This window comes from Xanthomonas sp. 4461 (genome assembly GCF_024806475.1).
Classification (GTDB): domain Bacteria; phylum Pseudomonadota; class Gammaproteobacteria; order Xanthomonadales; family Xanthomonadaceae; genus Xanthomonas; species Xanthomonas arboricola_F.
In genome coordinates, this window is record NZ_JANTYV010000006.1 from 229691 (window position 1) to 242189 (window position 12499).

Annotated in this window: 11 protein-coding genes and 1 pseudogene; 2 read left to right on the plus strand and 10 right to left on the minus strand. The window is 65.4% G+C overall.

Going from position 1 to position 12499, the window contains the following annotated elements:
- Positions 1–139 precede the first annotated feature (139 nt).
- Both FHY19_RS19640 and FHY19_RS19645 read right to left on the minus strand, forming a co-directional pair.
- A complete protein-coding gene (locus FHY19_RS19640) occupies positions 140–1216 on the minus strand; it encodes a CmpA/NrtA family ABC transporter substrate-binding protein (protein WP_259167975.1) in 1077 nt (358 codons plus the stop codon).
- Positions 1217–1220: 4 nt separating this feature from the next.
- Positions 1221–1793, minus strand: a complete 573-nt coding sequence (locus tag FHY19_RS19645; protein WP_046964062.1) for an ANTAR domain-containing protein — start codon at positions 1791–1793, stop codon at positions 1221–1223.
- Between the two features lie 83 nt (positions 1794–1876).
- Here FHY19_RS19645 and FHY19_RS19650 point away from each other — a divergent pair, with 83 nt between their 5' ends.
- Positions 1877–2881 carry an NAD(P)-dependent oxidoreductase gene (locus tag FHY19_RS19650; protein WP_259167978.1) on the plus strand — a complete coding sequence of 335 codons (1005 nt, stop codon included), beginning with the start codon at positions 1877–1879 and terminating at the stop codon, positions 2879–2881.
- A gap of 264 nt (positions 2882–3145) precedes the next feature.
- Here the strand turns inward: FHY19_RS19650 and FHY19_RS19655 are convergent, their stop codons facing one another.
- The 6 genes and pseudogenes from FHY19_RS19655 to FHY19_RS19680 form a co-directional block, all read right to left on the minus strand.
- Complete coding sequence (locus tag FHY19_RS19655; protein ID WP_259149442.1) at positions 3146–3508, minus strand: hypothetical protein; 363 nt, start codon at positions 3506–3508, stop codon at positions 3146–3148.
- Positions 3492–4061 (minus strand): molybdenum cofactor guanylyltransferase, encoded by a 570-nt coding sequence (locus FHY19_RS19660; protein ID WP_259167979.1) that lies wholly within the window; start codon positions 4059–4061, stop codon positions 3492–3494. The genes FHY19_RS19655 and FHY19_RS19660 overlap by 17 nt, the downstream gene beginning before the upstream one ends.
- A 34-nt stretch (positions 4062–4095) precedes the next feature.
- Complete coding sequence (locus FHY19_RS19665; protein ID WP_259167981.1) at positions 4096–5349, minus strand: molybdopterin molybdotransferase MoeA; 1254 nt, start codon at positions 5347–5349, stop codon at positions 4096–4098.
- A 197-nt stretch (positions 5350–5546) separates the two neighbouring features.
- The gene (locus tag FHY19_RS19670) at positions 5547–5762 is read right to left on the minus strand and encodes a hypothetical protein (RefSeq protein WP_259167982.1); all 216 of its coding nucleotides are present in this window, start codon (positions 5760–5762) and stop codon (positions 5547–5549) included.
- A 323-nt stretch (positions 5763–6085) separates the two neighbouring features.
- A pseudogene (gene xth, locus FHY19_RS19675) lies at positions 6086–7101 on the minus strand (exodeoxyribonuclease III).
- A gap of 349 nt (positions 7102–7450) precedes the next feature.
- The gene (locus tag FHY19_RS19680; protein WP_259167984.1) at positions 7451–7666 is read right to left on the minus strand and encodes a hypothetical protein; all 216 of its coding nucleotides are present in this window, start codon (positions 7664–7666) and stop codon (positions 7451–7453) included.
- A gap of 609 nt (positions 7667–8275) precedes the next feature.
- Here FHY19_RS19680 and moeB point away from each other — a divergent pair.
- Entirely contained in the window at positions 8276–9418 is a 1143-nt protein-coding gene (gene moeB, locus FHY19_RS19685; protein WP_259167986.1) for a molybdopterin-synthase adenylyltransferase MoeB, read from the plus strand.
- Between the two features lie 276 nt (positions 9419–9694).
- Here the strand turns inward: moeB and glp are convergent, their stop codons facing one another.
- Together glp and der are read right to left on the minus strand one after the other, a co-directional pair.
- Entirely contained in the window at positions 9695–10915 is a 1221-nt protein-coding gene (gene glp / locus FHY19_RS19690; RefSeq protein ID WP_259167988.1) for a gephyrin-like molybdotransferase Glp, read from the minus strand.
- A 180-nt stretch (positions 10916–11095) separates the two neighbouring features.
- Positions 11096–12493, minus strand: a complete 1398-nt coding sequence (gene der, locus FHY19_RS19695; protein WP_259149449.1) for a ribosome biogenesis GTPase Der — start codon at positions 12491–12493, stop codon at positions 11096–11098.
- Between the last annotated feature and the right edge of the window lie 6 nt (positions 12494–12499).

Below are 12499 nucleotides of genomic sequence, written 5' to 3' on the forward strand. Positions count from 1 at the left end.
GGGCCCTGCGGCCGAGCCGCAGACCACATGCCTCGCGCCGTTGCCGTTGCCTTGGCTTCTGTCCGCAGGATCCAATGCATCCAATCTCATCCAACGCACCCCAGCCTGACTTGCCGCCTGATGCGCTCGGCACCCGGGCTCAGGGCGTATCGAACAACCGATTGCTGCGGTGGTCGCCCTCGGGGGAAACCACGCCCACGCGCGCGGCAGCGCGCCGATAGTTGTCCAGTCGATGGATGTCGCGCAGCCGCGCGATGTCGTCTTCCTGGATGTCATGCCAACCCCAGCGCTGGAACTGGGTCAGGAACCACTCGCCGTCCGACAGCCACGGCATGTTGACCGCGCCATCGCCATGGAAGGCCAGCGCTGTCACATCCTTCGCATGTGCCTCGACTTCGACATCGGCATCGGCATCCAGGCAAGCGGCCAGATACGCGGCCGATACTCCGATATGCTGTGGCTCGGCCAGCCACTGCGCACATTGCGCGCGATTTGCCGGGTCCGCATCCAGCCAGCGGCAGGCATCCAGTACGCAGGCGGTCAGGCGTTCGGTCAACTCGGGTTGCAGCGCGGCGAATTCGCGCCGGCATGCCAGCACCTTTTCCGGATGGCCAGCCCACAGCTCGCCACTGCGGATTACCCGGCGACCGCTGCCCTGCGCCTGCGCAACTGCAGCCCACGGCTCGCCGGAGCAATAGCCGTCGACCAGGCCGCTGGCCAGGGCGTCCGGCATCTGCGGCGGCGGGATGCTGAGCACCTCCACGTCGCGCATCGGATCCACGCCGCGCGCGGACAGCCAGTAATAGAGCCACAGCGCATGCGTGCCGGTCGGGAAGGTCTGCGCAAACACGGCGCGGCGGCCCAGGCTGGCCAGCGCCTGCGGCAAGCTCTGCCCCTCTTCCAGGGCCTGCGCAAGCGCAGGCGCCAGCGTGATCACCTGACCGTTGTGATTGAGCGTCATCAGCAACGCCATCGCGCATTGCGGCCCGGCAATGCCCAGATCGATGGCATACACCAGGCTCGCGAGTGCATGCGCCGCCTCCACCTCGCCCGCCAGCAGACGGTCACGCACGCCGGCCCAGGAGGCCTGCCGTTGCAGGTCCAGTTGCAGGCCGTGCTTACGATCCAGGCCCAGCCTCTGTGCGGCAATCAGCGGCGCGCAATCGATCAGCGGCATGTAGGCCACGCGCAATACGGGAAGTTCGGCTTGGCTCATCTGTTCATCCCAACAACTCGGCCATGGCCACGATGCGTCGCGCCACTTCGGCCAGCTTGACACCCTGCTTCATCGCCTGCTGACGCAGCGCGGCGTACGCCTCAGCCTCGCTGAGGCCACGTTTTTGCATCAGCAGACCCTTGGCGCGGTCGATCTGCTTGCGGTCCTGCAATGCCTGCTGCACATCGTCCAGGCGCTTGCGCATGCTGCTCTCGTGCGCAAACCGGGCCAGCGCCACCTGCACGATCGGCGCCAGCCGCGCCGGTGCCAGGCCGTCCACTACGTACGCGGTAACGCCAGCCCCCACCGCAGCATGGATCAAGGCATCGTCGCCATCGCCGGAAAACATCACCACCGGGCGCGGTGCATGGGTATGCAGCATCGATAACTGCTCCAGCGTATCGCGCGAAGGCGAATCCACGTCGATCACCACCACGTCCGGCTGCTGGCTCTGCACCGCATGCAGCAACGCACTCACCGATGCCACATCGTCGAGCACCGTGTAACCGGCACGCGTCAATGCCTGGCGCAGTTCGCCAATGGGCTTTTCGGTATCGTTGACCAGCAAGACACGCATTGGCGGCGGCGGGGCGTGTGGACGTGGGCCGATGGTGCCATGCAACATGCCGTCGGTGCGAGTCATCTTTCGGAGTGAGCCTGATGCCGTTGTTCCCGTTGTTCGCAAACCTGCAGGGGCGCGCCGTGTTGGTGATCGGCGGTGGCGAGGTTGCCACGCGCAAGGTGCTCGCGCTGCTCAAGGCGGGCGCGCAGATTCGCCTGTATGCGCACGCGCTCTCGCCCGAGCTTGCGGAACTGATGCACGCCGGGCGCTTCGAGCAGCTGGGCGAGGAGTTCGATCCGGCCTGGATCGACACGGTCTGGCTGGTGGTGGCGGCCACCGACGACACCGATTTGAACCAGCGCGTTGCGGCAGCGGCGGGCGCGCGTCAGCGGCTGGTCAACGTGGTGGACGATGCCGAGCTGTCGACGTATCAGGTGCCGGCGATCGTGGATCGCGACCCGCTGGTCATCGCCATTTCGTCGGCCGGCGCGGCGCCGATGCTGGCGCGCCGCCTGCGCGAGCGGCTCGAGCGCGAGCTGGATGCGTCGGTCGGCCGCTTCGCCGGTCTGTTCGCGCGCCACCGCGAACGAATCCGCAGCCAGTTCCCCGATATGAACCGGCGCAGGCGCTGGTTCGATCGCGTGATCGATGGGCAGGTGCCATTGCTGCTGCAAGCCGGCGACGATGCCGCAGCCGAAGCGGCCTTCAGTGCGGCACTGGACGATGCCGGCACCGTGCCGGCGCGTGGCAGCGTGCAACTGGTCGGTACCGGGCCCGGCGATCCAGGCCTGCTGACCTTGAAGGCGTTGCGTGCGATGAACCTGGCCGATGTGCTGCTCGTTGACGCCGAGGTCCCGGAGGCGATCCTGGAACTGGCACGCCGCGACGCCTCACGACGCGCACTGCCGCCCGAGCCGCAGGCACAACAGGCGCTGCTGCTGGAACTGGCGCGCGAAGGCTTGCACGTGGTCGCGCTGCGCAGCGGCACCGGCTACTGCGCTGGGGCAACGGCCCCGATCGAAGCCGCACTACAGGCACACGGATTGGCCTGCGAGCGCGTGCCGGGGATTTGCACCGAACGCTGCAACCAAGTCACGCCATGACTAAAAATGGCTGACAGAAACGACCACGCAGTCACCAGGCGGTCACGGCGGATGCTAGGAGTGCGCATGCATGACACATGCACTCCGCTGCCTGAGGGTCATCCACCCTCGCCCGACGATTGCGCACTACGTCTCTTGACGCCCTGACGCGCAAACGCACTGCGGCCGTATTGGCACTGCGCAGATCGCATGATGGGCCTCATGCCTTCCATCGCTGTGCAGCCAGTCACGCGCATTCGGCGGGTGCGCGTCCAACAGCTCGGCTCACTCCTTCGGGAACCGCTTGCGCGCACTGTCGCGCACATCGATATCGAAGGTCACGTGCAACGCCATCTGTTCTGCATGCCCGGCGCCCGCATCGAAGCTGAAGCGCAACCCGTCGCGGCTCGGGAGCTGGCGGGCGTGTTCTTCCAGCGCGTCGCGCGGCACCAGCAATTGCCAATGGTCGGTGGCGCAATTGCACGCAGCGTGACCGCCGGTCAGGCTCACGCTATGCCGCACCAGTCGCGCGCCCTGCCCGCTTGGCAGGCGGCTGAGATTGTCGACGCTGTGCCCGGCCAGCAAAGCGGCCAGTTCGGCCTCGTCGATACGGAACCGCACCTGCTGGCCTTCAATCTGGATTTTCATGGATGAGCTGACTCCACTGCTCGGGCGTATTGCAATTGACGAACGCGGCGCGTTCGCTATCGGTGACAGCGATGCGATGGCACTGCAGTGAACGCTGCAAGGCGCGCAGCGAGCGTGACGATGCCTGGCCTACCATCAACGTCGATAAGGCCTCACGCACGGTCGCGTCGATGCACAGACGCATCGGCAACATCTGTTCGTCGAAGGCGACACAGCGCTGCTGTGCGGGCGCCAGCAACCGCGCTATCAACTGGGTAGACAGCAGCGGCATATCCACCGGCACCACCACCAGCGTGGTCAGGTCGGCAACCTGGCCGACCACGCTGACCAGCCCGCCAAGCGGGCCCAGATCCGGCTGCGTGTCGGCGATGCCGTCATAGCCCGGGCGCTGGCCACTGAGCAAGACGTCCTGCGCGCCCGCATTGCGCAGCACCGCCTGCATGTGCGCAATCAATGGCCGCCTGCGCCAAAGCAGCATGGCCTTGTCCTGCCCCATCCGCGACGAGCGCCCGCCGGCCAGCACCACGCCGGTCCACGGAGATGCCGCGCTCATGCAGCGCACACGCCGGTGTGGTGCGCGTACCGGCTCATGGGATCAACACCGGAGCTGCCGGTTGCAGGTGGCCCAACCCGAACACCTCTGCCGTCATGCATGGCGCAGCTGCGTCCTGCTGCGGCTCCAGCACCGCCCACACATTGGCCTGCAGTAACGGCGCTACCCGGAACGATTCCTGCTGCGGCAGGATCTGCACGCATAGCGCGCCCAGCGCGTTGCAATACAGGCGCGCACGCAGATGTTGGCGCCAGATCGGCCGTGCCTGCATCGGCGTCTCCAGGGCCACGCGCAGGCCGCGCTCGGCCGGCATCCCCAATAACCCGCGCAAGGCAGGTTCGACAAAAAACCGCAGCCCAGCCGCGCTTGCCATGGGATTGCCCGGCAGGCCCACATACAACACGCCGTCGGCAAACCGCGCCAGCAGCACCGGCTTGCCCGGTCGTACGGCGACCTTGTGAAACAGCAGGCACGCTGCATGCCGCACCAGTGCATCGGGCACAAAGTCATAGCGCCCGCGCGACACCGCACCCGTACTCAAGATCACATCGGCGCCAGCCTCGCGCGCCTGTGCGAGTGCGGCATCGAACCCTGCATCGTCGTCGCCCACCTGGCCTTGCCACACCAACACCGCGCCTGCCGCCTGCACCTGACTGCGCAGATAGCTGCTGGTGCCATCACGGATCTGGCCGGGCTGCAGCGGCTGCGCAGGGTCGCCGATCAACTCGCGGCCCGTCGCGATCAGCGCAACCCGCGGCCGCCGCACCACCTGGACCTGCGCGCAGCCCAAGCCGGCCAGCACCATCAAATGCGCACCACGCAACACCGTCCCCGCCTCGATCACCACATCCTGCAGGCGCACGTCTTCCCCGCGGCGGCGGATGTGCTGCCCCGCACGTACATCGGCACGCAGACGGATACGGCTGGGTCGTGCGTTGTGATGCGCAAGCACATCCACCTGCTCGATCGGCACCACCGCATCGGCGCCCGCAGGTACCCCGGCGCCGGTCATGATCTCCCATGCCGCGCCCAGCTCGGCTGCTGCCGCATCCGTCCCTGCTGCGATGGTGCCAACCACCGTATGCTCGCTGCCTGCTGCCACACCCAAGCCATGTGTGGCGATGGCAAACCCATCCATGGCGCTGTTATCGAACGGCGGCAGCTCGGCCGGGCTCGACAACGCCTGCGCAAGCACACGGCCTTCGGCTTGAGCGCTATCGACCCATTCGCTGGCCAGCGTGGCGACCTGCTGGTGCACGATGGCAAGTGCTTCGGCGTAGCTGATCATGAGCAATGCACTGCCGACCGATGAATGACCTGGCTAGGATACCGGCCTGCAGCGCAGCCGGTACAGCGCCGCGCGTCGCGTCATCGCAACGCCGTGTGGCCTGGGCGCACAACCACGGTCTCCCCGTCTACGCGACCTGGCTTGCCCCTGCTCGAAGACGCTGCCCACAGCGCACGCCGCAACTGCAATTGCAGTCCTCAACCATTGTGATGCATGGGCTTCTTCGACCGTTTGAGCCGCCAGCCAAGGCCATCCTGATCGGCCAGATCCACCAGATCCACCAGATCCACAAGCAACGAAGATGCGATGAAACCCACGGCGTGTCGCACCAGCTGTTCATCCACAAAAGCAGCGCAGCGCTGCCGTGCTCTGGCTATCGGGTTGGCAATGCCATGTCTATCGTCAGCAATCACTGGCTGTGTGCTGCAGCAGATCACGCCCAGTGGGCGGTACGCCATGGGCCAAGAAGCGCCTGGCGGCGCATTCAAGCATCGAGCGCAAATGCGCATGTCGATTCAACGATCACCATCCTCGTATTTCGCAGCCTTGGAGTGCGGCCGTCGCTCTGCGAAACGGCACCATGCCCAGTGGTTGACATGCGGGACACGACACCGCGCCAGCCATGTCTGCTGACGTGCTGTCGCGGCGCTGCCATTTGCTTATCTCGCAGCTTTTTTCTTGATCGTGACTACATTGCACCATTCCCGAAGTCACCCCGCAAATCAGTTCGTCGCTGCTACGTTTTCCCACCCTTCCTTGGGCTTTGCGTGGCCACTTGCTTGCCAGCCTTCGCAGGCTTGGCGACTGGCGCAACTGCCGCATCTTTTTTCTTCACTGCATGCCTTGAAGTGGCTGTCACCGCCTTCTTGGCGACTGTCTTGCGGGCGGGCGCTTTCTTCGTCGCCCCCCGTTTGCGCACCGGCGGTGCAGCGCCATGATCTTCGATCGCCTCCACCGCGGTGTCCGGTACACGCACGCTGATCCAGGTGGGCGCGTGATCGCTGGCCTTTTCCAAAGCTCGCACCCACTTGTCCACGCCCGCGTCCTGCAAGCCGGGCGCCAGTGCGCGATTGAGCAGTAAATGGTCGATCCGCAAGCCGCGGCCGCGTGCGAAATGCTGGCGAAAATAATCCCAGAACGTATAGATTGGCGCATCGCCATGCAGGGCCAGCAGGCTATCGGTCCACCCCTGCTCCATCAGTGTCTGAAACGCCTGTCGGCTTTCCGGTTGCAGCAAGGCATCCTTGCGCCAACCCTTGGGGTCGTAGATGTCCGCATCGGTCGGCACCACATTGAAATCGCCGATCAAGGCCACCGGATGCGGCAAGTCCACCAGTGTCTTGGCATGTCGGATCAGACGCTGAAACCAGGCGAGCTTGTAATCGAATTTCGGACCCGGCTGCGGATTGCCATTGGGTAGATACAGACACCCCACCACCACCCCGTGGATCGCTGCCTCAAGATAGCGGCTCTGTGTGTCGCTCGGGTCCCACGCCAGGCCACGACGAATCTCGACAGGGTCGGCGCCGCGTGCCAGCAAGGCCACGCCATTCCATGCGCGCTGCCCTTGCCAGATCACCCCATACCGGCATCACGAATCGCCTGCTCGGGAAACGCCTCTTGCGTGGCCTTCAGCTCCTGCAAACCCACAATATCCGGCTGCTCGCGCGTGAGCCACTCCAACAAATGCGGCAATCGGCTGCCGATTCCGTTGATGTTGAACGTGGCGATCTTGCGTGTGACGCTTGCCATGGGATACCAGCTCGCTACGCGCTTGGTGAAGCCGCAGCATGGCGGCCGCTGCATGAAGCCTATGCTCAAGACATGTGAAGCCGCAGCATAGACAGGTGCGCGCCTGTGCGTTGATGACGGCGTTCGATCACGGCAGGTACGCTGGCGAATCGCGGGATTGCACTGCTCCGCCAGCTAACCCAGGTGGCAGGCCGCCGTTCGGCGCTGCAGGTGCACCCGCAACACGGCCAGCGCCCGACATCGCGCCATCATGCCGAACCGGAAGACGCACATCGCGCACAGAAAGCCGGATGAAGATGGAGCCATGGACGCTGCTGCTGTTGGTTGATCGACAACAACACCTGCGACATCATGCCCCGGGATCTGCCGGCCCCAGCTGATTGGCGACCAGGATTTCATCGATCCGCTTGACGATTTGCGCCGCCTCTTCCGGCGACTGCGCAGCGGCACTGATTTTTTCGGTACGGGCATGGAACACGTCCCAGAAATCATCCGGATGCTGGCTGCGGATCTCAGGTAATTGTTCTGCCAATTGTTTCAGTTGCGCATCGATGTCGTGGGTCATCAAGATCTCCTTCTTTGATCGAAAGTGGATGTCACGCATCGCGAGGATGGTCAGACAAGCCCGGACGGCGTCAACGTCGATGCAATGACGCATCTCTCAGCTAGAGGTTGCACCGCCTGACGCATCCCAACCGCATTGCCACGCCTCCACGCTACCGCTGCCTCGGTGAGCCTGATGACAAATGCTCCATGCCAGGTCGCACGCAAACGGAACCAAGGGTGCAAGGACGTTGCGGCAAGGCAATGCCGCCTGACATCGCCCCAGCCAGGACGGCGCTTAGTTGTTGATCGAAACTCACCGCAGTTTGGTCGCCTCGGAAAGAGCGCCACTTTCTTGTTGGGCTCGCCATTGAGTGCGACATCCAGCCACTGCGTGAGTCTGGATGACCTGCTCGACACCAGCACCGGGCGTCGAAGCTCCCCTACCCCTTGTCTGCGCATCAATTGCGAGCCACACGTGCATAGGCCATGCGGCGGTCACACCCCGAGCTAGCGTCGCAGGATGCGCTTGGTGGCAGCACGTCAAGGGCCGGAGGATCGGCTGCGCGCGTCCAATTCCGCAGCAGGCCATTACGCATCAAAACCGCGCTGTTTGCGCGACAATAGCGTCATGAGCAGCCATGACATCTCCCCCACCGATGCGCGTGCACGCGCCGTGCAAGGCGCACTGCTGATCGATATCCGGCAACTGCATGAGCGCGCCGGTGGCCAGGCCGAGGGCGCGTTGGCGATTGCCCAACACGATCTGGAAACCGCGCCCACGCAGCATCTGCCCGACCACGCACGCGAAATCCTGTTGATCTGCCAGAGCGGCAGACGCTCCGCGCATACAGCCGAAACATTGCGTGCGCAGGGATACACCCAGGTTGCATCGGTGGTGGGCGGCACCACCGCATGGATGAGCGACGGCCTGCCGCTGGTGCGCCCCAGCCTGCCGGCGGACGAGCAGGATTTCCTTGAGCGCTATTCGCGGCATTTGCGCTTGCCCCAGGTCGGTGTGCAAGGCCAGCAGCGGCTGGCAGCTGCGCGCGTGCTGCTGGTCGGCGCCGGCGGGCTGGGCTCGCCGGCCGCATTCTATCTGGCTGCCGCAGGCGTCGGCCACCTGCGTCTGGCCGACGACGATGTCGTCGACCGCAGCAACCTGCAGCGTCAGATCCTGCATACCGAAGACAGCCTAGGTACCGCCAAGGTCGACTCGGCGGCGCAGCGCATCGGCGCACTCAATCCGCGCGTGCACGTCGAGGCGGTGCAGACACGCGTCAGCGCCGACAACGTGGAAGCGTTGCTGCAAGATGTGGATGTCGTGGTCGATGGTGCCGATAACTTTGCCGCGCGCTACCTGCTCAACGATGCCTGCGTCAAACTCGGCAAGCCGCTGGTGTACGGGGCGGTGCAACAGTTCGAAGGTCAGGTGAGCGTATTCGATGCCGGTCGCAACCGCGGGCATGCGCCCTGCTACCGCTGCCTGTTCCCCGAACCGCCGCCGCCGGAATTTGCACCCAGCTGCGCGGACGCCGGCGTGCTCGGCGTGCTGCCCGGGGTGATCGGGCTATTGCAGGCCACCGAAGCGCTCAAGTTGCTGCTTGGCATCGGCGACAGCCTGAGCGGCCGCCTGCTCAGCTTCGATGCGCTATCGATGCGATTCCGCGAGATCCGCCTGCCGCCCGATCCGCATTGCCCGTTGTGCGCGCCGGGTATCGCATTCCCCGGGTATGCGGACTACGCGTCCTTTTGCGGCAGCGCAGTCGGTTGAGCGCATCTGCCGAGGTGGCGTTGCAGATGCGCAACGCGTGATCGGCGCACACATCGTGTCGGTGACGCATGTGCGAGCACGGCTCACCCTGCCCGAGCAAGCCGGAAAGCTGGCCGATGGAGCGGATCCGTCAGCCGCGTTGTCGCACCACACCAGGCTCGTTAGCGCCTGAAGCCGAGTCGCTAGGCATTAGCAGCGCCGCTCGCAGCACCACTCGCAGCACCGCAACGCGCGGCCTGGCACCCCGGGCTAGACCCGTTTCGCCTCGCTGCAGGGCTACAACGCGTACGGAATCACTTGCACGATCTCGCCTGCCTCGAAGCGACGCGCCTGTTCCGGCAGGACGATCAGCGCATTGCTGTCGGCCGCCCCACGCAGCAGATGCGACGCGTCGCCTCGATGCGGCTGCGCGCTCAAGCGCCCGTCAACGCCGCACTCAAGCCGGCCGCGCAAAAATTCCAGACGCTCGTGGCGCTTTTCCCAGGCACTTGCCAGCGCCGCGTGCCACACCGGACGCGGCTCGCTGCGCCCCTGTAGCCCGTCCAGCAACGGCACACCGTAGGCGATCAACGTCGCCAGGACAGACACCGGGTTGCCCGGCAGGCCCAATACCAGGCAGCGTCCGATCTGCCCCAACACCGCCGGCATGCCCGGGCGCATGCGCACACGCCAGAAATGGATCCGCCCCAGTTCCTGGATCAGGCGCGGCAGGTAATCCTTTTCCCCAGCCGATACGCCGCCGCAGGTGATCACCACATCGAAGGCCGCCGCCGCATCTTCCAGCATGGTGCGGATGCGCTGCGGATCGTCCGGCAAGGTCGGCCATGCGGTCGGCGCATAGCCCAGCGCCCGCAGCTGCGCCATCAGCATGTCGCGGTTGCTGTTGTAGATCTGGCCGGGGCCGAGCGGCATGCCAGGCTCCACCAATTCATCGCCGGTCGCCAGCACCGCGATGGTCGGTCGCGGCGCGACCGCCAGCCGCGAGACGCCCAGCGCCGCCGCCAGCCCGATGCGGGCCGGGGTCAGCACCTGCCCGGTCTGGATCACCAGATCGCCGGCACGCACGTCGCTACCGGCCAGCCGCACCGCCGTGCCCGGTGCAGGCGTCGTGCGGAAGCGCACCACGCCATCGCGCTCGTCGGCATCTTCCTTCGGAATGACAGTATCGGCGCCATCCGGCAGCGGCGCGCCGGTGGTGATGCGCAGGCATTGCCCCGCGCTCAGCGTGCCGGTCCAACGTTCGCCGGCGAATTGTTCGCCGACCAGTTGCAACGACGCATCGCCGCCAGCGATATCGACATGCCGCAACGCAAAGCCGTCCATTGCGCTGTTGGTGAATGGCGGCAGGGCGAGCGGCGCGATCAGGTCGGCAGCGCAAATCCGCCCATCGGCACGCGCGGTGGCGATGTTCTCATCGGGCGGGCGGCTGTTGGCTGCAACGGCCTGCAGAATCTGCAGCGCCTGCGCATACGCAATACGGGAGGGATAGTCGGTCATGTCGCGCAGGATACCAGTGCGACACGACGACTTAGAGCGGCTGGCAAAACGACCATGCAGTCGTCCGAAGCACGTGACTTTCGCGTGCGCAGCTGTTGAAACATTCGATCAGGGCCGGCCGAACGCGTACCAACCCTGTGTCCACCTGGCGAAAGCTCGCCAGGCGTGATCAGACCCCGCCTACTTGCCCTTGACGTGCTTCATCAACCGCCGTTTGCGCGCCACCTGCCGTTCGGTGAGCGTGTTCTTCTTGCCCTCGTACGGATTGGCGCCTTCGCGGAAGATGAAGCGTACCGGCGTGCCGACCAGCTTGAAGCGCTTGCGGAAGAAGTTCTCCAGATAGCGCTTGTACGACTCCGGCAGCACCTTCAGGCGCGTGCCGTGCACGATGAAGGTCGGCGGGTTTGCGCCACCCGGATGCACGTAGCGCAGCTTGGAAACGTGGCCGCGGATGCTCGGCGGCGGATTGGTCTCGTAGGCGATTTCCAGCGCCTGGTTGACTTCGCTGGTGCTGAACTCGTGCGTGGCCGACGCGTGTGCGCGATGGATCGCCTGGAACAGCTCGCGCATGCCCGAGCCGTGCAGCGCAGAAATCCGCACCGCCTCGGCCCAGCTGACGAAGCCCAGCTTGCGCGACAGCAGGTCTTCGGCCTGCGCACGCTGGTAGTCGCTCTGCCCATCCCACTTGTTGATCGCCACCACCAGGGCGCGGCCGGCATCCAGAATCGCGCCGAGAATCGTCGCGTCCTGATCGGTCACACCTTCGGTCGCGTCCAGCATCAGCACCGCGACCTGGCATTGCTCGATCGCCTGCAGCGTCTTGAACGCACTGAATTTCTCGACGGCCTCTTCCACCTTGCCGCGGCGGCGCAGGCCGGCGGTGTCGATCAGGCGGTACTGACGATTATCGCGCTCCAGGTCCACCGCGATCGAATCGCGGGTGGTGCCCGGCACTTCGGAAGCGATCATGCGCTCCTCGCCGAGCAGGCGATTGACCAGCGTCGACTTGCCCACGTTCGGGCGGCCCACGAAGGCGATCCGCACACGCGCCGGGTCGTTGTCCAGCAACTCGCCGGACCCTTCCTCCGGGAGCCGTGCACCGACTTCCTCAAGCAGTTCATCGATACCCTGCCGATGCGCAGCAGACAGCGCCACCACATCGGAGAAGCCGTAGCGCGCAAATTCCGAGCGCACGGTCTCTTCGTCGGTGCCGTCGATCTTGTTGATGACCAGCACGGTCGGCCGCGCCAGCTTGCGCAACCAGGCCAGGATCTCGTCATCCAGCGAAGACGCGCCTTCGCGGCCATCGACCACGAACAACACCAGATCCGCTTCGCCAGCGGCTGCACGCGCCTGACGCGCGGTGGCGCCGGCCAGGCCTTCCTCGTCGCCGGCGATACCACCGGTATCGACAACGATGAAGGGTTGCTGCTCGTCCAGACGGCAGACGCCGTAGTTACGGTCGCGGGTGACGCCGGGCTGGTCGTGGACCAGCGCGTCACGGGTGCGCGTCAGCGCATTGAAGATGGTGGACTTGCCGACATTGGGCCGTCCAACCAGGGCGACCAGGGGCAGCATCGCAAG

Bases quoted from the DNA above. Each gene is read 5' to 3' on its own strand.
- FHY19_RS19660 (WP_259167979.1), bottom strand. From the start codon at position 4,061: ATGAGCGCGGCATCTCCGTGGACCGGCGTGGTGCTGGCCGGCGGGCGC.
- FHY19_RS19650 (WP_259167978.1), top strand. From the start codon at position 1,877: ATGCCGTTGTTCCCGTTGTTCGCAAACCTGCAGGGGCGCGCCGTGTTG.
- glp (WP_259167988.1), bottom strand. From the start codon at position 10,915: ATGACCGACTATCCCTCCCGTATTGCGTATGCGCAGGCGCTGCAGATT.
- FHY19_RS19680 (WP_259167984.1), bottom strand. From the start codon at position 7,666: ATGACCCACGACATCGATGCGCAACTGAAACAATTGGCAGAACAATTA.
- moeB (WP_259167986.1), top strand. From the start codon at position 8,276: ATGAGCAGCCATGACATCTCCCCCACCGATGCGCGTGCACGCGCCGTG.
- FHY19_RS19655 (WP_259149442.1), bottom strand. From the start codon at position 3,508: ATGAAAATCCAGATTGAAGGCCAGCAGGTGCGGTTCCGTATCGACGAG.
- FHY19_RS19665 (WP_259167981.1), bottom strand. From the start codon at position 5,349: ATGATCAGCTACGCCGAAGCACTTGCCATCGTGCACCAGCAGGTCGCC.
- der (WP_259149449.1), bottom strand. From the start codon at position 12,493: ATGCTGCCCCTGGTCGCCCTGGTTGGACGGCCCAATGTCGGCAAGTCC.
- FHY19_RS19640 (WP_259167975.1), bottom strand. From the start codon at position 1,216: ATGAGCCAAGCCGAACTTCCCGTATTGCGCGTGGCCTACATGCCGCTG.
- FHY19_RS19645 (WP_046964062.1), bottom strand. From the start codon at position 1,793: ATGCGTGTCTTGCTGGTCAACGATACCGAAAAGCCCATTGGCGAACTG.